The organism is Xylanimonas ulmi (genome assembly GCF_004216535.1).
Lineage (GTDB): Bacteria > Actinomycetota > Actinomycetes > Actinomycetales > Cellulomonadaceae > Xylanimonas > Xylanimonas ulmi.
In genome coordinates this window covers 2,353,474-2,374,129 of record NZ_SGWX01000001.1, presented here as the reverse complement: position 1 = coordinate 2,374,129, position 20,656 = coordinate 2,353,474, and the positions used below count along the sequence as shown (strand labels likewise).

The following is a 20,656-nucleotide window of genomic DNA, read 5'->3' as shown; positions in this document are numbered from 1 at the left end:
AGCCTGCGCGGGTGGCGAAGCCCGTGCTGATGGTGGATGTGGACGGCGTTGTCGTGCGAAGGCCCGAAGGCCGGGCTTGGCATGCGGACCTTGAGGCGGATCTCGGGATCCGGCGCGCCGACCTTGACCGGGTATTCTTTCGGCCGCACTTCGACGACGTCGTCGCCGGTCGGGCGGACCTCTACGAGCGGCTGGACGCCGTGCTCCCAGTGCTCGGCGCGGTTTCGTCGCGTGAGCTCGTGGACTACTGGTTCGCGCACGACGCCGCCCTTGACGACCAGTTCCTCGCGGACCTCGCCAGTGCGCGTGCGGGCGGGTTCGACGCGCACCTCGCCACCGTTCAGGAGCACCACCGCGCCCGCTACCTGTGGGAGACGCTCGGCCTTCGTGAGCGGTTCGATGCGATGCACTACGCAGCCGACGTCGGGCGCCGCAAAGCCGAGCCTGAGTTCTACGACGTCGTACAGCGCAGGACGGGACGGGAGCCGGGACTGCACTGCCTGATCGACGACAGCCTGGAGAACGTGGACGCGGCCCGTGCGGCGGGCTGGCGTGCGTTCCACTGGCGTCCGACGTCCCGGCTCGCTGACGTGCTCAAGAACCTCGCCCCCGACCAGCGCGCGCCAGGGTTCGTCCGCTTCGAAGGCCCGGCGCCCCATGCGCGAGGTCACCGCACGGGCGTTTTCGCGCTCGCCAACAACCTCGCTCACACCGGGAGGCTCGCGCCTGAGGACCGTGCGTGGTGGCGCCGGAGCAACGACTGGTGCAACGCGGCCTACCCGGACCCCTCCACGATCGACCCGCTGGTCTACGACCGAACGGTCAACCCGGGAGCCCAGGCGTGGTTCAAGGCGACGGCGGTTCACCTCATCGACAAGACGCGCGAGTACCTGGGACTGCTCGACCGATACGGCGTCGCCTGGATTGAGCGGCACTCGACTGTGCCCGGACGCGTCGTCTACGAGGACGACGTCCAGGTCGTCGTCGTTCCGGACGCAGTCCGATGACGGGCCGTCCCGAGATCGTGTGCCTGTGCGGCTCGACCCGGTTCGCCGAGGAGTTTCGCGCCGTCAACCTTGCCCTGACGCTCGCCGGGGTGATCGTCGTCGCTCCTGGGGTGTTCGCGCATGCTGGCGACCAGGTCACCGACGAGCAGAAGTCCGCGCTCGACGCGCTGCACCTCGCGAAGATCGACCTGGCCGATCGGGTCGTCGTGGTCAATCCGGGCGGGTACCTCGGGGAGTCGACGCGCCGCGAGATTCGTTACGCGCGCCAGGCGGGCAAGCCGGTGGAGTTCACCGAGGCGCGCGTCCCTTAGTATCTGCGCATGCGTGAAGATAGATCGCCCTGCGCGTTCGGCCCAGACTCGGCGTACGTCGAGCTGGCCGCCGAGGTGTTCTCGCTGCTGGCGGACGTGACGCGGATCCGCATCATCCTGGCGTTGCGGGACGGTGAGATGTCGGTCAACCGCCTGTCCGACGTCGTCGACAAGTCGCCGACCGCGGTCTCGCAGCACCTGGCGAAGCTGCGGTGGGGCAAGGTCGTGCGGGCACGGCAGGACGGCAACCGGGTCTTCTACTCACTGGTGGACGAGCACGCGCGCCAGTTGGTGACGCAGGCGGTGTTCCAGGCCCAGCACGTCGTGGACGAGCAGCCGGCCCACCACGCTGCCAGCTCGACGCCGCCGCCTCACCCTGCGGGGTGACCTGGTGACCGGAGCGCGCAACGCGCTGGGCAACGGCGTCTACCGGCGGCTGCTGACCGCCCAGGTGGTCTGCCTGGCGGGCACGGGACTGGCCACGGTGGCGCTCGGCCTCCTCGCGTTCGACGTCGCCGGCGCCGGCGCGGGGCGGGTGCTGGGGACGGTGTTCGCGATCAAGATGGTCGCCTACGTCCTGATCTCCCCGGTCGCCCAGGCCGTGGTCTCGCGGCTGCCCCGCCGTCAGGTGATGGTCGCGGCCGACGCGCTGCGCGCGGCGGTCGCGCTCGCGCTGCCGCTCATCGACCAGGTCTGGCAGGTCTACGCCCTGGTGTTCGTCCTGCAAGCGGCCTCCGCGGTGCACTCGCCGACGTTCCAGGCGGCGATCCCCGATGTGCTGGCGGACGTGCGCCAGTACACCCAGGCGCTGTCGTTCAGCCGGCTGGCCGAGGACCTGGAGATGGTGCTGTCGCCCATGCTCGCCGCGGCGCTGTTGCTGGTGATCCCGCCCGACGCCCTGTTCTGGGGAACTGCGGTCGGGTTCGCCGGATCGGCCGCGTTGATCGGGTCGATCGCGATCCCGCGCCCGCGCGCGTCACAGGAGGGTGGGACCGCGTTCGCCCAACTGCCGTTCGGCATACGCGTCCGCCGCGGGATGCGGCTCATGTGGCGGGTCCGGGCGTTGCGGCCTGTCCTCGCACTCAACCTCACGGTCGCCGCGGCCGGCGCGTTCGTCCTCGTGCAGACCGTGGTGATCGCCCGCGACACGTTCGGGCAGGGCAACGACGTCGTCGCCGTCCTGCTCGCCGTCAACGGCGCCGGATCCATGACGGCCGCGCTGACGCTGCCGAAGATGCTGGCGCGGCTGCCCGAGCGCACCGTGATGCTCGGTGGGGCCGTGGTCATGTCCGCCGCGACGCTCCTCGTGCCCCTGGCCCTGCGGGTCGCAGCGCCGGCGGTCGGTCTGGCGGCGATCGGGGCGCTGTGGGTGGCGGTCGGCTTCGGCTGGGCGTGCACCGAGGTGCCCTTTGGGCGGATCGTCATCCGCGAGGTCCCCGACGCCGACCGTCCCGCGGTGTTCGCGGCGGAGTTCTCGCTGTCCCACCTGTGCTGGCTCGTCACCTATCCGGTGGCGGGATGGCTCGGCGCCGTCGGCCTCGGCCGCACCGCCCTGCTGCTCGCGCTCGTCGCAGCCGCCTCGGGACTGGTGGGCGCGCGCCTGTGGCGCGCCGACGCCCGCGCTCGCCCCGCGAGGCGCTATGCCGCTGGCCTCACCATGCGGCGCTCCCTGCCGAAGGGCGCCACCGTGGTCCGCCCGTCGAACGCGAAGCCGCGGCCGCGGTAGAACCGGATCGCGCGCTCGTTGCCGTCGAGGACCCACAGGTACGCGGCGGCGTCACCGAGCGCGGCGTCGAAGAGCGCGGGCCCGACCCCGGCGCCGTAGACCGACGCGCGCACGTACAGGGACATCAGCTCTCGCCGGGGCAGGCCCGGCTCCGGCTCGTCGCGCCCGCCGCCCGCCGTCGCGAAGCCGACGAGTCGCCCGTCGTCGTCGGCGACCCACTGCTCCCACAACCCGTCGGCCAGGCTCGCGCGCCAGGTCTCGATCCGCTGCGCGCGCGCCGCCCGTCGGGCGACGAGCACCTCGCGGGCCATGAGGTCCGCATACGCCTCGTCCCACACGTCCAGGTGCAGGTCGGCGATGGCCTCGGCGTCGGCCACGGTCGGGCGTCTGATCAGCATGGCCAGACCCTACGTGGACGCCGGGGGCGGCGGCGCTCACCCCTCGCGGGGCTCGCTCTGGCCGCTGTGCACCACGAACCGCTCACCGGCGCAGCCGGCCGGCAGGTGCTCGACCGGGCCGGTCGTCATCCCGCCGCCCAGGTACACGGGCTGGCCCACCGTGAGGGTCAGGCCGAACGCCTCGAGCGTCTGCTCCCGAGGGTCCCAGACGAAGTCGGACGGGAAGATCGGCACCGTCGTCGTGCCGTACGCCTCGACGACCAGGCAGCCGTCCACGAGGCGTAGCACGCCGTCGAGCGCGGCGGAGTCCCCCTGGTTCCAGGGACCCGTGCGCACATACGACGCCGCAGGCGACGCGGGGTCGACAGGCGGCGGGTTGCCGTCGCCACCGCAGGCGGCCAGCAGCGCCACCGCGCCGCCCGCCACCCATATCCGTCCGCGCGCCATGCCCCACCGTGGCAGCCCCGCCGGTCAGCGCGCCCGTCAACGCGGCAGTTCGTCGTCAACTCGTGACCTCGGGCGCACGAGTTGACGACAAACTGCCGCGTGGGCACGCGTTCTGGGGGCGGGGGCCGTCAGGGCTCTGAGGTGGGCTCCGAGGTGGGCTCGGGGGCGGGTGAGGGCTCGATGGTCAGGCGGGTGATGCGCCTCCCGACGACGTCGGTCACGATCAGGTCGTGTCCGTCGACGGCGACACGGTCGCCGACCTGGGCCAGACGGCCGAGCTGGTGGACGACGTAGCCGGCCGCGGTCTCGTACGGGCCGTCCGCGAGCGCGACGCCCGTGACCTCGGCGAACTCCTCGATGGTCACGCGCGCGTCGACGACCCGGCGTCCGCCCGACTCGCCGAGCACCTCGGGCTCGGGCACGTCGTACTCGTCGTGGATCTCGCCCACGAGCTCCTCGACCATGTCCTCCAGGGTCACGATGCCGTCGGTGCCGCCGTACTCGTCCACGACGATCGCGATGTGCGCGCCCTGCGCCCGCAGCGCCGACAGCGACGGCAGCAGGCGGTTGGTCACGGGCAGGAACGGGATCGGCCGGGCCAGGTCGGCGACGGTGCGCCCGTCGTCGCGCACGCCGAGCAGGTCGCGCACGTGCAAGAACCCGGCGACGTCGTCGAAGCCCTCGCCGGTGACGGGGTAGCGCGAGTAGGGGCTCGCCGCGACCACCGCCGCGGCCTTGGTCAGCGGCAGGTGGCCGGCGAGGAACGTGACCTCCCCGCGCGGGCGCATGACCTCCCCGAGCGTGCGGTCGCCTGCGGCGAACACGTCGTCGAGGATGCGCCGCTCGTCCTCGGCGAGCTGCTGGTGGCCCGCGACCAGGTCGCGCAGCTCCTCGCCGCTCATCTCCTCCGTGGTCGCGCGCGGGTCGCCGCCCAGCAGGCGCACGACGGCGTCGGTCGACGCCGACAGCAGCCACACGACCGGGCGCATCAGCGAGGCGAACCGATCCAGCGCCGGCCCGACGGCCAGCGAGACCGCCTGGGCGCGCTGCAGGGCGATCCGCTTGGGCACGAGCTCGCCCAGCACGAGCGACAGGTAGGCGATCACGAGCGTGAGGGCGATGAGCGCGAGCGGCTGCGCCACGCGCTCGCTCAGGCCGAGGCCCATGAGCGTGGGAACGAAGTCCGGCGCGAGCGTCGAGGCGCCGTAGGCGGCCGAGAAGAAGCCCGCGACAGTGACGCCGATCTGCACGGACGCCAGGAAGCGGTTGGGGTTCTTGGCGACGGCCGCGACCCGGGCGCCGCGGCGGCTCTGCTGCTCCAGACGGTTGAGCTGAGACTGGCGCAGCGACACCAGCGCCAGCTCGGTCGCGGCGAACACGCCGCCGATCAGCACGAAGAGCAGCACGAGCGCGACGTTGAGCACAGTTCCCTGGTCCATCAGGCCCAGCCCCTCACGTCATGGTCGGCGCGCGCTGGCGCGGCGGCGGGCGAGGGGCTGTTGGTACTCCAGGGGTCGTCCATGCGCCCAGTACAGGTCGCGTCGCTGGTCACGTCAAACGGCGGGCGGCCGCGCGCCGCCCGCGTGGCCCCACCCGGACGTCCGGGGCGAGGCTGGCAGGCGGCGCGCGGCCTGGTCGCGGTGCGAGCGCGCGGAAGGAGACGCGCGCCGGGTCACCGCGTGGGCGCGACGGGCGTCACGGTGCGACGAGCCCCTCCATCAGCGCGACCAGGTTGCGGCGCATGAGGGACACGAAGTCCTCGCCCGCCGCGGCGTTCTCGGGGGTCAGGCCCTCCAGGGTGTCCAGGACGTCGGTGCGCACGCCCAGGTCGGAGGCGAGCGTCTCGACGACGCGGGGGCTGACCAGGGTCTCGGAGAAGATCGTGCCCACGTTGTGCGCGCGGACGATCTCGCCGATCTCGCGCATGCGCGCGGGGGAGGGCTCGATGCCGTGGTCCAGGCCGGTGATGCCGACCTGCTCCAGCCCGAAGCGCGCGGCGAGGTAGCCGAACGCGGTGTGGTTGGTCACGAGCTTGGCGCCGGCGAAGGGCTCAAGCGCCGCGGCGATCTCCGCGTCGAGCTCGGCGAGCTCGGCCTCCAGCGCGACCGCGTTGGCGTGGAAGGCCTCGGCGTTGTCCGGGTCGGCGTCGGCGAGCGCCTCGGCGACCGGGCCGGCGACCTGCGCCAGGCGCATCGGGTCGAGCCAGAAGTGGGGGTCGTCGCCGCCCATGTCGTGCGAGTGCCCGTGGTCGGCGTGGTCGTGGTCGGAGTGGTCGGAGTGGTCGTGCTCGGCGTGGTCGTGGCTGTCGTGCGCGTGGTTGTGCTCGGAGTGGTCGGCGTGGTCGTGCCCGTGGTCGTGCGCGTGAGCCTCGCCGTGGGAGTGGTCGGCGGCGTGGTCGTGGTCGTGCGAGTGGTCGTCGGCGTGCTCGTCGTGGTCGTGCGCGTGCGAGGGGTGGGTGCACTCGCCGTCGGCGTGCGAGTGCCCGCCCGTCACGCTCGCGGGCAGCAGGTCGACGAGGTCGGCCGCGTCGACGAGGCGCTCGGGCTGCTGGGTCGCGACGGCGTCGTCGACCGCGTGCATGAACCCGCTCAGGGTGACGACGACGTCGGCCGCGCCGACGTCGCGCACGCGGGCGAGCGAGAGCTCGAGGTGGTGGGGGTCGGCGGCGGGCGGGGTCAGGTTGTCGACGTCGGCCAGGCCGCCGGCGACGCGCTCGGCGACGAACTGCAGCGGGTAGAACGAGGTGACGACCTGCGCGCGCGTCTCGGTGGGGCCGGCGGCGTCGGCGTCGGGCGTGCCGTTCGAGGTGGTCGCCATGGCCGCGGCGACCAGGGCGACGGGGACGGCGGCGGCGGCGACGAGGGCGTGTCGGCGTTTGATCATGAGAACGATTCTCGTATCGAGATGAGAACCGATCTCACGAGTGGGCGCGTCTTGCGTGGCGGTCTGGCGCACGCGCCCGCGGTCCGTGGGTGTCACGGCGCTCGCGGGCGACAACGCCTGAGCCGGGGCGTCGCGGGGGCCGCCGCGGATGAGGAAGGATGGGCGGGTGGATCCCCGTGAAGACCGTGCCGTTCGCCGCGCGCTGGTACCCACGATCGCCCTCTGCCTCGCCGGCGGCCTCGTCGTCGGGCTCGCAGCATGTACGACAAGCCCGGACTCTCATGTACAGGAGGCGTCGACGGGCTCCCTCCAGGTCCGTGACCTGGACGAGCGCACCGTCGCTCTGCCCGCGACCGATCCGGCCCGCCTGGCGCTGGCCGCGAGCCAGCTCGCGTTCGAGCGCGCTCCGCTGCTGATCGTCGCAAGCCTGGGCGACGACGCCGCGGCGCCCGTCCTGACGGCCGTCGCGACCGCGCTGCACGCCCCCGTGCTGCTCGCCGACGGACCCGACGACCGCGCCGTGCGCAGCGAGGCCGAGCGTCTGGGCGCGCTCGCCGCCGTCGTCGTCGAACAAGCCCCGGTCGCGACCGACGACGTCGAGCCGTCCGCGGCAGACGGTGCCGCGCGCGCGGCGGGCCTGCGCGTGGTGCGCCTCGACCCCGACGCCGTGGTGGCCGACGGCGCCGTCGACGGCGCCTCGACCGGCGCGCCCGGCGGCGTCGCACTCGACCGACGCAGCCTGGAGGACCTGCGCGACGAGCTCGGGCAGGACATGCCGGCGCCCGAACCGACGCTCATGACCGAGGTGCTCGCGCTCGTCGACCCGAAGCCCGGCCAGGAGGCCGCCCTCGCGACGCTGCGCGCCGCGGGCGCCGTGACCGACGACGTGCCCGGCGGCGACCCGGGCGCGTCGGGTGACGCCGTCCAGACGCTCGCCGACGCGCAGGCGCTGACCGTCATCGGCGTCGGGCCGGGATTCGCCGACGCGCCGACCTTCGCATGGCAGGTCGCCGCGGCCGTGCGCGGACAGTTGCTGCCGACCGGCAGCCAGCGGGTGCTGCCCGCGCGGTTCGACGCCGTCACCGCGCGCGTGTCCGACCAACCCGAGCGGATCCTCGCCGCGACCGACGACGACACGGACCCCGACTCGGGTGACGGACCACGCGTGCCGACGCTCGTGCTGCGCGCCTCGGTCCGCCAGTGGACCGCGGGCGCCAACGGAACCTACCTGCGGGCCGAGAGCCTGGACGCGCTGACCCCCCTGGTCGACGCCGCGCGCCGCGGCGGCCGATACGTCGTCCTCGAGCTCGAGGGCGGCAGCGTGACCCTCGTCGACCAGGTGCGGGCGCTTGAGCCGCTGCTCGCGCGGGGCGGGGTCGGGGTGCTGGTGCACCCCGAACAGCGCCGCTCGGGTGCGGGCCGGGTGCGCGGCGGCGCCGTCGAGGTCGGCGAGTTGCAGGCCGTCGTCGACTATCTCGCCGAGCTGGTGACCCAGAAGTCGCTGCCGCAGACGTTGTTGGCGGTGCGCTCGCTGGACTCGGCCGTCGACGGCGTCGCCGGACTGACCACGCGGCCGCAGGTCGCCCTCGTCGACGCCGCGACGCTGGACGGTGACCGGTGAGCGCGCCGCTCGGGCTCATCCCCTGGCCGACGGCGGTGGAGCCGCGTGGGGGAGAGGTACCCCTCGCCGCGGTGCGCGTGGTCTCGCCCGACCCGTCGCGCTGGCCGGCGCTGGCCGCTGAGCTCCTGGGCCCGCTGGGCGTCGTCGTGGGCACCGCGCCGTGCGACGGCGGCGTCTCGGCCGTGGCGGTCGAGCTGCGGCTGGAGGCGTCCGGGGCCGGCGACGAGTCCTACACGCTCGACGTGCGCGACGACGGCGTCACGGTCACCGCGCCCGGCGAGGTCGGGCTGCTGCATGGCCTGCGCACGCTGCGCCAACTCGTCACGCCGCGGCTCACGGCGCCGACCGTCGTCGTGCGTGACGCTCCCCGCTACCGGTGGCGCGGGCTGACGCTCGACGTCGCCCGGCACTGGTTCGGGCCCGCGACCCTGCGGCGCGTGGTCGACCTGGCCGGCGCCTACAAGCTGCGCCTGCTGCACCTGCACCTGACCGACGACCAGGGCTGGCGGATCGCGGTTCCCTCGCACCCCGAGCTGACCGAGCGCTCAGGCGTCACACAGGTCGGCGGGCGCGTGCCGCCCGGCGAGCGCGGCTGGCTCACCGCGGCCGAGTTCCGCGAGCTGCAGGAGTACGCGGCCGTGCGGTTCGTCGAGATCGTGCCGGAGATCGACGTGCCGGGGCACACCAACGCCGCCACGCACGCGTGTGGTGCGCTGCTCCCCGACGGCGAGCCGACCCCGGCCTACGGCGGCATCGACGTCGGGTTCTCCCGGCTGTGGGCCGACAACCCCGCCACGGCGCCGTGGATGCGCGACGTGCTGGGCGACGTCGCCGCGATGACCGTGGGCAGGTACGTGCACGTGGGCGGGGACGAGGCGCTGACGCTCGAGGCCGAGGAGTACGCGCGGCTCGTCCGGATCGCGGTCGAGGCCGTGCGCGCGGCGGGCAAGACCCCGGTCGCCTGGCAGGAGGCCGCGGCGGCCGAGGTCGGACCCGGCGCAGTGCTGCAGTACTGGGACCCACGCACCGACGCCGCGCCCTTCGCGCGCGCCGCCGCGGCGGGGGCGCGGTTCGTCGTCTCACCCGCGCCGCACGCCTACCTGGACCTCAAGTACGACGCCGCACACCCGATCGGGCAGGACTGGATCGGGCACGTCGACCTGCGCGACACCTACGACTGGGAGCCCGCCCAGGCCGTGCCGGGGGTGGCGCCCGAGGCGGTCGAGGGCGTCGCGGCCGCGCTGTGGACCGAGACGATCGCGACCGACGCCGACCTGTTCTCGATGCTGCTGCCCCGGCTGCCCGCACTCGCCGAGGTCGCCTGGACCGCGCCCGCGGGGCGTGACTGGGACGCGTTCCGGGAGCGGATCGCACCGCACGCGCGCGTGTGGGACGCCGAGGGGTGGGCCTACCACCCCACGCGGCAGGTCGACTGGCCCTGACCGGGCGGCGGGCCCGATCCGCGCGCGGGCCCGGTCAGATCCACGAGCGCAGCCGCATCAGGCCGCGCCAGTACTCGATGGACACCTCCTGCGCCGTCCACAGCGGGTAGAACAGCGCCGAGACGGCGCAGATGGCCACCACGACCACCACGATGGCAGCCACGACCTGTCGCCTCAGTCGGCGCTGGTGCTCGCTGTGCTCCAGGGCGACGACGCCCACATATACGAGCGTGAGCACGACCCACGGGGTGAACGCGATCGAGTAGAACGTGAACACGGTGCGCTGGGTGTCGGCGTAGGTGACGACCCACGGGACCCAGCCGGCGATCGTCCCCGACAGCACGGCCAGCGCGCGCCAGTCGCGGCGCGTGATCCCCAGAATGATGACCGCGATGATCGCCAGGGCGGCCAGCCACCACAGCAGCGGGTTGCCGAGCGAGGTGACCGCCGCCGTGCAGGAGGACCCGTCGGCGCAGCCGCCCGTGCCCGGCTCGCTGGGCTGCCAGTAGAACGACGTCGGCCGCCACTGGACGATCCAGCCGATCGGGTTCGACTTGTAGTCGTGGTCGGACACGAGCGTGGTGTGGAACGCCCACATCTGCTGGTGGTAGTGCACCCACGAGCGCAGCGCCGCGGGCAGCCAGGTGACCCCCTCGCCCGGGTTGAGCGCCGCCCACTGCCGCAGGTAGGAGTCGGGGCGGGCGAACCACGACCACCAGCTCGCGACGTACACGGCCGCCGCCGTCGGCACCATGGTGAGGAACGCCGGGACGCCGTCGGCGATCAGCGCGTCCTCCCACCAGCGCCGCACGCCCGCCGCGCGCCGCGCGCCCAGGTCCCACAGCACGGTCAGGACGCCGAACACCGCGAGGAAGTAGATCCCCGACCACTTGACGCCGCAGGCCAGGCCCAGGGAGACGCCGGCGGCCAGGCGCCACCAGCGAAAGCCCAGCCGCGGCCCGTACAGCAGGCTCGCCGTCTCGCCGGCGCCCGTCCGCGACCCTGCGTCGACCAGCGCGGCCATCCGGTCGGCCAGTCGCCGACGCGCCCACTCCCGGTCGAGCAGCAGACAGCCGAAGGCCACCAGGGCGAAGAACATGACGAACTGGTCGAGCAGCGCGGTGCGCGAGTGCACGATCGCCTCGCCGTCGACCGCCATGAGCAGGCCCGCGACCAGGCCCATCCCGGTCGAGGCGAACAGGCGCCGCGCGATGCGGATCACCAGCAGCACGGCCAGCACGCCGACGACGGCGTTGGCCAGCCGCCACGCGGCCGAGCTCGTCGGGCCGCCCCCCAGCTCCATCCCCAGCGCGATGAGCCACTTGCCCACCTGCGGGTGGACGACGTAGGTGGCCTGGTCGAGGAACGTCTCGACGTTCCCGGCGATGAACCCCGGGTTGGGGTCCTGGGGCCACTGCGCCTCGAAGCCGAGGCGCCACAGCGTGAACGCGTCCTTGACGTAATAGGTCTCGTCGAACACGAGCGCGTGCGGGCGGCCGAGGTTGACCAGCCGTGTCACCGCGGCCAGCAGCACGATGACGGCAGTGCCGACCCAGCTGACCAGACGGTCGTGTCGGGCCGTCCCGAGCGCGAGCCGGCGCCGGCCGATCAGCGCGCGCAGCAGACGCTCACGCGTCGGGAGCAGGTCGATGCCCTCGGCCGCCGTCGGCGCGAACAGGCCGCGCTCGCGGCGCGCCTGACCCACCTGCCGAGCCCGCACGGGCGGCGGGGCGTCGACGAGCGGCGACTCCGACGCGGGGTCCGGGGCGCCGGTGGCGGGCCAGGGACGGCCTTCCTGGGGGTCGGTCACGGGGGGAATCGTAGGGGCGTGACATGGTAGGCGGCATGACCTCTCCCCTCGGTGACGCTGAGAAAGGCGCCTTGGTGCTGGCCGCCACCCCGATCGGCAACGCCGAGGACGCCTCGCCGCGCCTGCGCCGCCTGCTCGCCACCGCCGACGTCGTCGCCGCCGAGGACACCCGGCGCCTGCACGCGATGGCCGAGCGGCTCGGGGTGGGCGTCACCGGGCGTGTCGTGTCGTACCACGAGCACAACGAGGCGGCCCGCGCCGACGACCTGCTCGACGTCGTCGCCGACGGCGGCACCGTCGTCGTGGTGACCGACGCGGGCATGCCCGCCGTGTCCGACCCCGGGTTCCGTGTGGTGGCGCGCGCCGTCGAGCGCGGCCTGCGCGTGACCGCCGCCCCCGGGCCGTCCGCCGTGCTGACGGCCCTGGCGCTGTCGGGGTTGGCGACCGACCGGTTCACGTTCGAGGGGTTCGCGCCGCGCAAGCCGGGGGAGCGGGCCCGGGCGCTGGGGGCGCTGGCGGCCGAGCCGCGCACCATGGTGTTCTTCGAGGCGCCGCACCGCATCACGGCGACGCTCGACGCGATGGCCGAGGCGTTCGGCCCGGAACGCCCGGCGGCCGTGTGCCGCGAGCTGACCAAGACGTTCGAGGAGGTGCTGCGGGGCCCGCTCGGCACGCTCGCCGCCGAGGTCGCGGCGCGGTCGCAGGACGGCGGCCCAGGCCTGCGCGGCGAGATCTGCGTCGTCGTCGGAGGGGCCCCCGCGGCGTCGGCGCCGTCGCTCGACGACCTGGTCGCCGAGGTCCTGACCCGCGTCACCGCGGGCGAGCGCCTCAAGGAGGCGGCCGCCGACGTGGCCGCCACCGCGGGCGTGAGCCGCCGCGACCTGTACAACGCGGCGCTCGCGGCCCGCTGACCCCGATCACGCCGCACGCCCGGCGCGCCGCTACGTCGCGGGGGGCGTGGCGAGCGCGGTGGACGTGGTGAGCGTGACCCCGGCCGCCGCGAGCTCCTCGCGCGCCTGGGCGCCCTGCTCGGGGGTCACCGGAATGGTCAGGTCGGTCAGCACGCGCGTCGGCCAGCCCAGCCGCGCCGCGTCCAGGGCCGTGCGCTTGACGCAGTGCGACTCGACCAGCCCGACGACGTCGACGGCCTCGACCGCGGCCGCGCGCAGCACCTCTTCGAGCGGCCTGCCCGCCGGGTCCACGCCCTCGAAGCCCGAGTACCCGTGCGCGTACTGGCCCTTCTTGACCGACGCGTCGGGCGCGAGGTCCGCCAGGGCCGGGTGCAGTTCCGCGTGGGGCGTGCCCGCGATGCCGTGCGGCGGCCAGGAGTCGACGAAGTCGGGGTGGTCGCTGAAGTGCGGGCCGGGGTCGATGTGCCAGTCCTGCGTGGTCACGACGACGGCGTAGCGGTCGCGGTGTGCGCGCGCGTAGGCCGCGACGTCGTCGGCGACCTGGTTGCCGCCCTCGACCGCGAGCTCGCCGCCCTCGCAGAACGTCGGCTGCACGTCGACGACGATCAGCGCGCGCTTGGGGGTGCCGGTCATGGGTTGCGCCTGTCCTGGAGCTTGTCGGCGATCGGGCGGGCCGCCGCCACGAGCCGGTCGTCGACGACGTCGTACACGAGCGTGCCGAGCCACACGATGACAGTGGCCAGCGCCCAGGTGCGCAGGTTGTCGATCCGGAACCCCGCGCGCGGCGACAGCAGCGCGGTGACGATGAGCGAGGCGAGCACCGTGGCCAGGCCGATGACCCAGGTGTAGCCGTGCACATGCCGCGTCAGCGTGCGCGTCAGCAACGGCCGGATCAGGGTGATCGACACCGTGAACAGGGCCCAGGCGATCACGGCCCACAGGAATCCGATGTGCAGGCCGGGCAGCAGCACCGCGGCCACGGTCAGGGTGACGCCGTAGGCGACGGCGGCGACGACGAAGCTCAGCAAGCGTGGACTCATGGCCCCTCCGAGTGCTCTCGTGCGCTTGTCTCGCGCACCGGACCAGTCCAGCCTAGAGACGGGTGGCGGCGGGCGTGCGGTGAGCGGGCGCCGCGCCCGCGGCCGGCTGGGAGGATGGATCGATGGACGACGACGTTCGAGGCCTCGCGCGCCGGATCGCGGCGCTCGTGGCGGCCGCCGCGCTCACGCTGCTGGTGGCGTGCGACCCGGACGGCCACAGCACGCCCGCCGACCCCGCCGCGAGCGCGCCCGCTCCGCCGCCGGCGCCCGCGCCGCCGACCGCGCCCGCCCCCGGGATCGCGCCCCCGCCCGCCGCTGTGACGGCGACGGCGACGACCGTCGCCTCCCGGCTGCGCGCGCCCTGGGGCCTGGCGCTGCTTCCCGACGGCCGGCTCCTGGTGACGCTGCGCGACGAGGCCCGCCTCGTCGTGGTCGACCCCGACGACGGGTCGGTCACCGCCGTCGTCGGCCCCGGCGCCGAGCGGCTCGCGCGCGAGACCCGGCCCGCGGGTGAGGGCGGCCTGCTGGGCGTCGCACTCCAGCCGCAGCCCGTCGGGGCCGTCGTGCCCGCCGAGGCCGCGGACGGGCCGCTGACCGTGTTCCTGTACCGGACCGGCGCCGACGACAACGCCGTCGTCCGAGCCCCGCTCACGCTCACCGCGCGCGGGCAGGCGGCGCCGGCGCCCAGCCTCGGCGCGCTCACCACGGTGCTCGACGGCGTCCGCAAGGCCGCCAACCACGACGGCGGCCGCCTCGCGTTCGGCCCGGACGGGTACCTCTACGTCACCACCGGCGACGCCGGCGACCGCCCCTCCGCGCAGGACCCCCACTCGCTCAACGGCAAGATCCTGCGCGTGACGACCGACGGCGACCCGGCGCCGGGCAACCCGTTCCCCGACTCACCGGTGTGGAGCCTGGGGCACCGCAACGTCCAGGGCATCGGGTGGGACGCGCAGCGGCGGATGTTCGCGAGCGAGTTCGGGCAGGACACCTGGGACGAGCTCAACCAGATCGTGCGCGGCGGCAACTACGGGTGGCCGCTCGTGGAGGGCGCCGGGGCGGGCGCGGCGGGGCCCGCGCCGGGCGGCGGCCCAGCCGTCGTCGACGGGTACACCCAACCGCTCGTGGTGTGGCCGACGCGCGACGCGTCGCCGTCGGGCCTCGCGGTGACCCCCGACGCCATCTACCTCGCGGCGCTGCGTGGGCAGCGGCTATGGCGCGTGCCGTGGGCGCCGGGCGCCGGACCGGCGGCCGTCCCGCTCACGCAGGGCGAGGAGACCGCGAGCCCGCTCGGACTGGGCGAGCCCCAGGCGCTGCTGACCGACGAGGGGCGACTGCGGGCCGTCGTCGCCGACCCCGACGGGTCGCTGTGGGTGCTGACCAACAACACCGACGGGCGCGGCGAGCCGCGCGAGGGGGACGACCGGCTGCTGCACGTAACGGTCAGCGGCGGATAACGCGGCGACCCGGGCCGGGGCCGCAACTACGATGGGCGCCATGCCCGCCGCCGCAAAGCCGTTCTACCTGACGACGCCGATCTACTACGTCAACGACGCCCCGCACATCGGGCACGCCTACACGACCGTCGCCGCCGACGTCATCACCCGCTGGCACCGCCAGCGCCAGGAGGACGTCTGGCTGCTGACCGGCACCGACGAGCACGGCGAGAAGGTGCTGCGCACCGCGCAGAAGAACGGCGTCTCGCCCCAGGAGTGGGCAGACCGCCTGGTGGCCACGGCGTGGCAGCCGGTGCTCAAGACGCTCGACGTGCGCAACGACGACTTCATCCGCACCACGCAGCCGCGCCACGAGGCCGCGGTGCAGGCGTTCTTGCAGGACCTGCACGACAAGGGCGAGATCTACGCCGGCTCCTACGAGGGTCCGTACTGCGTGGGCTGCGAGGAGTACAAGCTGCCGGGCGACCTGGTCGACGGCACGGGCGAGTTCGAGGGCCAGAAGGTGTGCCCCATCCACCTCAAGCCCGTCGAGATGCTCGCCGAGCAGAACTACTTCTTCCGCATGAGCGCCTACGCCGACCGGCTGCTCGCGCTGTACGAGGAGCACCCCGAGTTCGTGCAGCCGGCCTCGGCGCGCAACGAGGTCATCGGGTTCGTCAAGCAGGGCCTGCAGGACCTGTCGATCTCCCGCTCGACGTTCGACTGGGGCGTGCCCATCCCGTGGGACTCCGAGCACGTGCTGTACGTGTGGTTCGACGCGCTGCTCAACTACGTGACCGCTGTGGGCTACGGGTCGTCCGACGACGCCGAGCGCGCGCGGTTCGAGTGCCTGTGGCCCGCCAACGTGCACCTGGTGGGCAAGGACATCCTGCGGTTCCACGCCGTCATCTGGCCGGCCATGCTCATGGCCGCGGGCCTGCCGCTGCCGCACCAGGTGTTCGCGCACGGCTGGCTGCTGGTCGGCGGGGAGAAGATGAGCAAGTCGCGGCTGACGGGCATCGCGCCGAGCGACATCATCGACACCTTCGGGTCCGACGCGTTCCGGTACTACTTCATGAGGACCATCGCGTTCGGCGGCGACGGCTCGTTCTCCTGGGAGGACATGGTCGCGCGCTACAACGGCGAGCTGGCCAACGGGTTCGGCAACCTCGCCTCGCGCGTCGCGGCCATGGTCGGGAAGTACTTCGGCGGGTCGCTGCCCACCGCGGGCGCCGCGACCGAGCTGGAGACGGGCCTGGAGGCGGTCGCGGCCAAAGCCGTCGCCGACGCCGAGGCCGCGATCGACCGCCTCGCGATCCACGACGCGCTCGCCGCCGTGTGGACGCTGGTCGACGCCGCGAACCAGTACATCACCGAGACGCAGCCGTGGAAGGTCGCCAAGGAGCCGGGGGAGACCGACGCCGAGGGGCACGGGGTCGACGGCGGCCGCCTGGCGACGTCGCTGGTCACCGCCACCGAGGCGTTGCGGGCGCTCGCCGTGCTGCTGCACCCGGTGACCCCCCAGGCGGCGTCGGCGCTGTGGGACGCGCTGGGCGGGCCGGCGGCGCTCGGCGCGCTCGAGGCGCAGCCGGTGGCCTCGGCGGCGTCGTTCGGCATGCTGCCCGCGGGCACGACGATCACCAAGGGCGCGCCGCTGTTCCCGCGCCTTGAAGAGGGCTGACCCCACCACCCCGGGTGGTTGAGCCTGTCGAAACCACCGCCGCGTGGTCCGTGGGTGGTTTCGACAGGCTCGACCACCGGCCTGGTCTCAACCACCGACCTGAGGAGGGCGCATGGCGCGCAGGCGTGAGCGGGGGTTCCCCGCCGACCCCGAACCCCTTCCCGTCCCGGTGGCCGACAACCACACCCATCTGGAGTCGATCGCGGGCGTGCTGCCCGACGACGTCGCGGCGCCGACCGTCGCGCAGCACGTCGCGCGCGCCGCGGCGGCGGGTGTCGACCGCATCGTCCAGGTGGGCTGTGACCTGCCCTCGGCCCGGTGGACCGACACGCTGCTGCGCGGTGAGACGGGCCTGCCGGCCCACACGCTGGGCGCGCTGCTCGGCGCCATCGCCATCCACCCCAACGAGGCCGTGCTGCACGCCGACGCGCACGACGTCGGCCCCGACGGGCAGACCTACCAGCGCCAGGCCCACCACCACGTCCCGCTCGCGGACGCCATCGCCGAGATCGCCGACCTCGCGCGCGCCAACCCGCGGGTGCGCGCGATCGGCGAGACGGGGCTCGACCTGTTCCGCACCGGGCCGCGGGGCGCACTCGCGCAGCGCGAGGCCTTCCGCGCCCACATCGCCGTGGCCAAGGAGCTCGACCTGGCCCTGCAGATCCACGACCGCGACGCGCATGCGCAGGTCGTCGAGGTGCTGCTGGCGGACGGCGCCCCCGAGCGCACGGTGTTCCACTGCTTCTCGGGCGACGTCGAGCTCGCGCGGCTGTGCGCCGAGCACGGGTGGTACCTGAGCTTCGCGGGCCCCGTGACCTACAAGGCGAACGAGCCCCTGCGCGAGGCGCTGCGTGCGACACCGCTCGACCTGCTGCTGTCGGAGACGGATGCGCCGTACCTCACACCGCACCCCTTCCGTGGGCAGCCCAACGCGCCGTATGCGGTCGCGCACACCGTGCGGCTCATGGCTGACGTGCTGGGACGTCCGCTGGACGAGGTGTGCGCGGCGATCGGAGCCAACTCCCAGGCGGTATACGGGCCTTGGAGCGCCGCCGCCTGACCCGATACGGTCAGGCCCGTGGACGGGGCCAGGACGCGAGCGAAGCACAGCGGGCCCGCCGTCGTCCCCTCCGCCGGCGCCCCCCGGGCCGGCGCGCGCCGTGCGGCGCCGCCCGGCGTGCGCCGCGCGGACCGGCCCGGCGCCCGCGCCCGCCGCGCGCTGCACGCGCTCGTGGTCGTCGCGCTCGCGGCCTCGGTCTGGGGGCTGGGCGCCGCGCACAAGACGGTCACGATCGACAACGACGGCGAGGTCCGCCGGGTGTCCGCGTACGGCCGCACCGTCGGTGACGTGCTGCGGTTCCAAGGCGTGAGCGTGCGCCGCGGCGACGAGGTCACGCCCGCCTCGTACTCGCCCGTGACCAACGGCAGCACGATCGTGGTGCGCTCGTCGCGCCAGGTGACCCTGGAGGTCGACGGTCGCGCGAGCACCTTCACCACCACCGCGCTGACGGTCGGCGACCTCATCTCGGCCCTCGGGGCGCGCGGGGACGGCGCGGTCGCGACGGCGTCGCGCTCGCAGCCGCTCGGCCGCGAGCCCGTGCGCGTGTCGACGATGAAGACCGTCAACGTGGCCGTCGACGGGTCGGTGCTGCCGATCCGCACCACGCAGGCCACGGTGCGCGATGTGCTCGCCGACGCCGGCATCACACTGGGCGAGGATGACGCGACGTCGGTGCCCCTGGGCGCCGCCGCCGCCGACGGGATGGTCGTGCTGGTCGCCCGCGGGTCGACCGGCGCCGACACCGTGACCGAGGTGCTGCCGTTCGAGACCCAGACCGTCGAGGAGCCCGCGCTGCCGCAGGGCTACCGGCACGTGCGCCAGGCGGGTCGCGCGGGTGAGGTCGTGACGACCTACGCCACGCGCTCGCTCGACGGCGCCGAGGTCGAGCGCACGGTCCTGTCGCGCACGGTCACCCGCGAGCCGCGCGCGGAGGTCGTCGTCGTCGGGACCATGGACCCGGCGAAGGTCGTGGTGAGCCCCGGGTCGGCCAAGGCGACGGCGCAGGCGCTGGCCGCCGAGCGCGGGTGGGGCGACGACCAGTTCGCGTGCCTCGACAAGCTGTGGACCAAGGAGTCGGGCTGGCGCGTCGACGCGCAGAACCGCTCGTCGGGGGCCTACGGCATCCCGCAGGCGCTGCCCGGCTCGAAGATGGCCTCGGTGGGCGACGACTGGCGCACCAACGCGGCCACGCAGATCACGTGGGGTCTGGGCTACATCGCCGGGCGGTACGGGACGCCGTGCGGCGCGTGGTCGCACTCGCTGGAGTCCGGCTGGTACTGAGTCGTCGGGTGCGTCGGGAGGGTCGAAACGCGCCGCGCGACCGGTCGCCGCGCCCCGCACCTGTTGGGGGCTTCGCCGCCAGGCGCCTACGGTCGACGCCGCCCGTGCCCGCCGCGCCCCGCCCGAACGGGGCGCCGACGTCAGGATCCGCGTGACCGCGAACCCCGACCATCCCGCCACCGAGCCCGTCGCCGACACCGCCGAGATCACCGTGACGGCGCCGGCTGTGGCAGCCGCGTCCGCCACCGACGCCCCGGCCACCGACGCCCCAGCCGCGCCGCAGGCCGACTCGCGGCCGCCGACGCGCGCCATCGCGCGCGTGCGCCGCCGTCGTCGCCGTCGTGGCGCCGCGATCGCCGCCGGCTCGACCGCCGTCGCGCTCGTCGCGGGTGGGTTCGTCGTCGCCCACGCGCACAAGACCGTCACGCTCGACGTCGACGGGGAGGTCACCACCGTGACGACCTTCGCCGGCTCGGTCGACGGGCTGCTGCGCGGCGAGGGGGTCGAGCTCGACGCCCGCGACACCGTGGCGCCCGCCCGCGACGCTCGCCTGCGCGATGGCGCCGAGGTCGTCGTGCGGGTCGGGCGGCTGGTCACGCTCGACGTCGACGGCGAGCCGACCGACGTGTGGGTCGCCGCGCTCGACGCGGGGGACGCGCTCGAACGGCTCGCGAACCGCGGCGGCGACGTGCGGCTGGTGGCCTCTCGCTCGGGCGGCCGCACGCAGGTGCCGCTGCGCCTGGACGCGGGGGGCGGGCAGGTCGCGCTCGTCGCCGACGGCCACACGCGCCTGGTGCGCTACGAGGGCGCCGGCATCGACGGTCTGCTGGCCGCGGCCGACGTCGAGGTCGACGACGACGACCTGGTGCAGGTCGCCGACCCGGGCAAGGCCGAGGTGGCGGATGCGGGCGACGCGCGCGTCGCCGTGATCGTGCGGCGCGTGGCGACCGAGGAGGTCACGCACGCCACCGCCGTGCCGTTCGGCCGCGTCGAGCAGCGCGACGCGAACCGCTTCGCCGACCTCGGCCCGCGTGTGACCCGCGCCGGTGTGCCGGGCGAGGACACGCGCGTGACGCGCGTGACGACCATCGACGGCGAGGTCGTCGACGAGGTGGTCGTCTCGCAGGGCCGCACGCGTGAGCCCGTCGACGAGGTCGTGGCGATCGGCACGCGGGAGCGCCCCGCGCCCGCCCCGGCGCCGGTCGCGGCCTCGGGTGGGTCGATCCCGGACAGCGTGTGGGCCGCGCTCGCTCAGTGCGAGTCGGGCGGACGCCCGAACGCCGTCTCACCCGGTGGGCGGTTCCACGGCCTCTATCAGTTCTCGGTGGCGACGTGGCAGTCGGTGGGCGGCACGGGGCTGCCGTCGCAGGCCTCGCCCGAGGAGCAGCGCGCCCGCGCGGTGGCCCTCCAGGCGCGTTCGGGCTGGGGCCAGTGGCCCGCCTGCTCGCGCCGCCTCGGTCTGCGCTGATCCGGCGCGCCGGACGGTCCGTCGGCCCCGGACTGCGGGCGCGCAGGCGGGGTCAGATACGGGACATGCGGGGACAAATCGGTCGATAATGACACCGTTGGACTTGGCGTCAGGTCACGGTGCGGTTACGGTCG

At 74.4% G+C, this 20,656-nt stretch carries 19 protein-coding genes; 12 read left to right on the top strand and 7 right to left on the bottom strand.

The window, feature by feature from the left end; genetic code table 11:
• Positions 1-11 precede the first annotated feature (11 nt).
• The 4 genes from EV386_RS18510 to EV386_RS11000 are packed head-to-tail and all read left to right on the top strand — an operon-like array spanning position 12 to position 3,044.
• Positions 12-1,007, top strand: a complete 996-nt coding sequence (locus EV386_RS18510; RefSeq protein ID WP_207216514.1) for an HAD-IA family hydrolase — start codon at positions 12-14, stop codon at positions 1,005-1,007.
• Positions 1,004-1,318, top strand: coding sequence for a hypothetical protein (locus tag EV386_RS11010; RefSeq protein ID WP_130414948.1), 315 nt, complete (start codon positions 1,004-1,006; stop codon positions 1,316-1,318). The genes EV386_RS18510 and EV386_RS11010 overlap by 4 nt, the downstream gene beginning before the upstream one ends.
• A 9-nt stretch (positions 1,319-1,327) precedes the next feature.
• Entirely contained in the window at positions 1,328-1,705 is a 378-nt protein-coding gene (locus EV386_RS11005; RefSeq protein WP_130414946.1) for an ArsR/SmtB family transcription factor, read from the top strand.
• Between the two features lie 4 nt (positions 1,706-1,709).
• Entirely contained in the window at positions 1,710-3,044 is a 1,335-nt protein-coding gene (locus EV386_RS11000) for an MFS transporter (RefSeq protein WP_207216513.1), read from the top strand.
• Here the strand turns inward: EV386_RS11000 and EV386_RS10995 are convergent.
• The 4 genes from EV386_RS10995 to EV386_RS10980 all read right to left on the bottom strand — a co-directional run bounded on the left by EV386_RS10995 (position 2,957) and on the right by EV386_RS10980 (position 6,772).
• Complete coding sequence (locus EV386_RS10995) at positions 2,957-3,442, bottom strand: GNAT family N-acetyltransferase (RefSeq protein WP_130414942.1); 486 nt, start codon at positions 3,440-3,442, stop codon at positions 2,957-2,959. The genes EV386_RS11000 and EV386_RS10995 overlap by 88 nt on opposite strands.
• 36 nt (positions 3,443-3,478) lie before the next feature.
• Positions 3,479-3,889: a hypothetical protein gene (locus tag EV386_RS10990; RefSeq protein WP_130414940.1), complete on the bottom strand. Its 411-nt coding sequence runs from the start codon at positions 3,887-3,889 to the stop codon at positions 3,479-3,481.
• 128 nt (positions 3,890-4,017) lie between these two features.
• A complete protein-coding gene (locus EV386_RS10985; protein ID WP_130414938.1) occupies positions 4,018-5,328 on the bottom strand; it encodes a hemolysin family protein in 1,311 nt (436 codons plus the stop codon).
• A gap of 256 nt (positions 5,329-5,584) precedes the next feature.
• Positions 5,585-6,772 (bottom strand): metal ABC transporter substrate-binding protein, encoded by a 1,188-nt coding sequence (locus tag EV386_RS10980; protein WP_130414936.1) that lies wholly within the window; start codon positions 6,770-6,772, stop codon positions 5,585-5,587.
• A 166-nt stretch (positions 6,773-6,938) separates the two neighbouring features.
• On the opposite strand from EV386_RS10980, the gene EV386_RS10975 reads away from it, so the two are divergent.
• Positions 6,939-8,393 carry a hypothetical protein gene (locus EV386_RS10975; protein WP_130414934.1) on the top strand — a complete coding sequence of 485 codons (1,455 nt, stop codon included), beginning with the start codon at positions 6,939-6,941 and terminating at the stop codon, positions 8,391-8,393.
• A complete protein-coding gene (locus EV386_RS10970; RefSeq protein WP_130414932.1) occupies positions 8,390-9,835 on the top strand; it encodes a family 20 glycosylhydrolase in 1,446 nt (481 codons plus the stop codon). Before EV386_RS10975 ends, EV386_RS10970 begins: the two co-directional genes overlap by 4 nt.
• Before the next feature lie 34 nt (positions 9,836-9,869).
• Here the strand turns inward: EV386_RS10970 and EV386_RS10965 are convergent, their stop codons facing one another.
• Entirely contained in the window at positions 9,870-11,645 is a 1,776-nt protein-coding gene (locus EV386_RS10965; RefSeq protein WP_242607926.1) for a dolichyl-phosphate-mannose--protein mannosyltransferase, read from the bottom strand.
• Between the two features lie 35 nt (positions 11,646-11,680).
• On the opposite strand from EV386_RS10965, the gene rsmI reads away from it, so the two are divergent.
• Entirely contained in the window at positions 11,681-12,556 is an 876-nt protein-coding gene (gene rsmI / locus EV386_RS10960) for a 16S rRNA (cytidine(1402)-2'-O)-methyltransferase (protein WP_242607925.1), read from the top strand.
• 30 nt (positions 12,557-12,586) lie between these two features.
• Here rsmI and EV386_RS10955 read toward each other — a convergent pair whose 3' ends face one another.
• Positions 12,587-13,189 (bottom strand): isochorismatase family protein, encoded by a 603-nt coding sequence (locus tag EV386_RS10955; protein WP_130414928.1) that lies wholly within the window; start codon positions 13,187-13,189, stop codon positions 12,587-12,589.
• Positions 13,186-13,596 carry a hypothetical protein gene (locus EV386_RS10950; RefSeq protein WP_130414926.1) on the bottom strand — a complete coding sequence of 137 codons (411 nt, stop codon included), beginning with the start codon at positions 13,594-13,596 and terminating at the stop codon, positions 13,186-13,188. Before EV386_RS10950 ends, EV386_RS10955 begins: the two co-directional genes overlap by 4 nt.
• A 122-nt stretch (positions 13,597-13,718) precedes the next feature.
• On the opposite strand from EV386_RS10950, the gene EV386_RS10945 reads away from it, so the two are divergent.
• The 5 genes from EV386_RS10945 (at position 13,719) to EV386_RS10925 (ending at position 20,522) form a co-directional block, all read left to right on the top strand.
• Positions 13,719-15,053, top strand: a complete 1,335-nt coding sequence (locus EV386_RS10945; RefSeq protein WP_130414924.1) for a PQQ-dependent sugar dehydrogenase — start codon at positions 13,719-13,721, stop codon at positions 15,051-15,053.
• 40 nt (positions 15,054-15,093) lie between these two features.
• Positions 15,094-16,713 (top strand): methionine--tRNA ligase, encoded by a 1,620-nt coding sequence (gene metG, locus EV386_RS10940; protein ID WP_423218975.1) that lies wholly within the window; start codon positions 15,094-15,096, stop codon positions 16,711-16,713.
• Positions 16,714-16,825: 112 nt separating this feature from the next.
• Positions 16,826-17,773, top strand: a complete 948-nt coding sequence (locus EV386_RS10935; RefSeq protein ID WP_130414920.1) for a TatD family hydrolase — start codon at positions 16,826-16,828, stop codon at positions 17,771-17,773.
• A gap of 18 nt (positions 17,774-17,791) precedes the next feature.
• Positions 17,792-19,054, top strand: a complete 1,263-nt coding sequence (locus EV386_RS10930) for an aggregation-promoting factor C-terminal-like domain-containing protein (protein WP_242607924.1) — start codon at positions 17,792-17,794, stop codon at positions 19,052-19,054.
• Positions 19,055-19,205: 151 nt separating this feature from the next.
• The gene (locus EV386_RS10925) at positions 19,206-20,522 is read left to right on the top strand and encodes a resuscitation-promoting factor (protein WP_242607923.1); all 1,317 of its coding nucleotides are present in this window, start codon (positions 19,206-19,208) and stop codon (positions 20,520-20,522) included.
• Positions 20,523-20,656: the final 134 nt, after the last annotated feature.

What these genes read in the sequence shown, in the direction of transcription:
- EV386_RS11010 (WP_130414948.1), top strand. Translation starts at nt 1,004, where the DNA reads ATGACGGGCCGTCCCGAGATCGTGTGCCTGTGCGGCTCGACCCGGTTC.
- EV386_RS11005 (WP_130414946.1), top strand. Translation starts at nt 1,328, where the DNA reads ATGCGTGAAGATAGATCGCCCTGCGCGTTCGGCCCAGACTCGGCGTAC.
- EV386_RS10995 (WP_130414942.1), bottom strand. Translation starts at nt 3,442, where the DNA reads ATGCTGATCAGACGCCCGACCGTGGCCGACGCCGAGGCCATCGCCGAC.
- EV386_RS10990 (WP_130414940.1), bottom strand. Translation starts at nt 3,889, where the DNA reads ATGGCGCGCGGACGGATATGGGTGGCGGGCGGCGCGGTGGCGCTGCTG.
- EV386_RS10985 (WP_130414938.1), bottom strand. Translation starts at nt 5,328, where the DNA reads ATGGACCAGGGAACTGTGCTCAACGTCGCGCTCGTGCTGCTCTTCGTG.
- EV386_RS10980 (WP_130414936.1), bottom strand. Translation starts at nt 6,772, where the DNA reads ATGATCAAACGCCGACACGCCCTCGTCGCCGCCGCCGCCGTCCCCGTC.
- rsmI (WP_242607925.1), top strand. Translation starts at nt 11,681, where the DNA reads ATGACCTCTCCCCTCGGTGACGCTGAGAAAGGCGCCTTGGTGCTGGCC.
- EV386_RS10955 (WP_130414928.1), bottom strand. Translation starts at nt 13,189, where the DNA reads ATGACCGGCACCCCCAAGCGCGCGCTGATCGTCGTCGACGTGCAGCCG.
- EV386_RS10950 (WP_130414926.1), bottom strand. Translation starts at nt 13,596, where the DNA reads ATGAGTCCACGCTTGCTGAGCTTCGTCGTCGCCGCCGTCGCCTACGGC.
- EV386_RS10945 (WP_130414924.1), top strand. Translation starts at nt 13,719, where the DNA reads ATGGACGACGACGTTCGAGGCCTCGCGCGCCGGATCGCGGCGCTCGTG.
- metG (WP_423218975.1), top strand. Translation starts at nt 15,094, where the DNA reads ATGCCCGCCGCCGCAAAGCCGTTCTACCTGACGACGCCGATCTACTAC.
- EV386_RS10935 (WP_130414920.1), top strand. Translation starts at nt 16,826, where the DNA reads ATGGCGCGCAGGCGTGAGCGGGGGTTCCCCGCCGACCCCGAACCCCTT.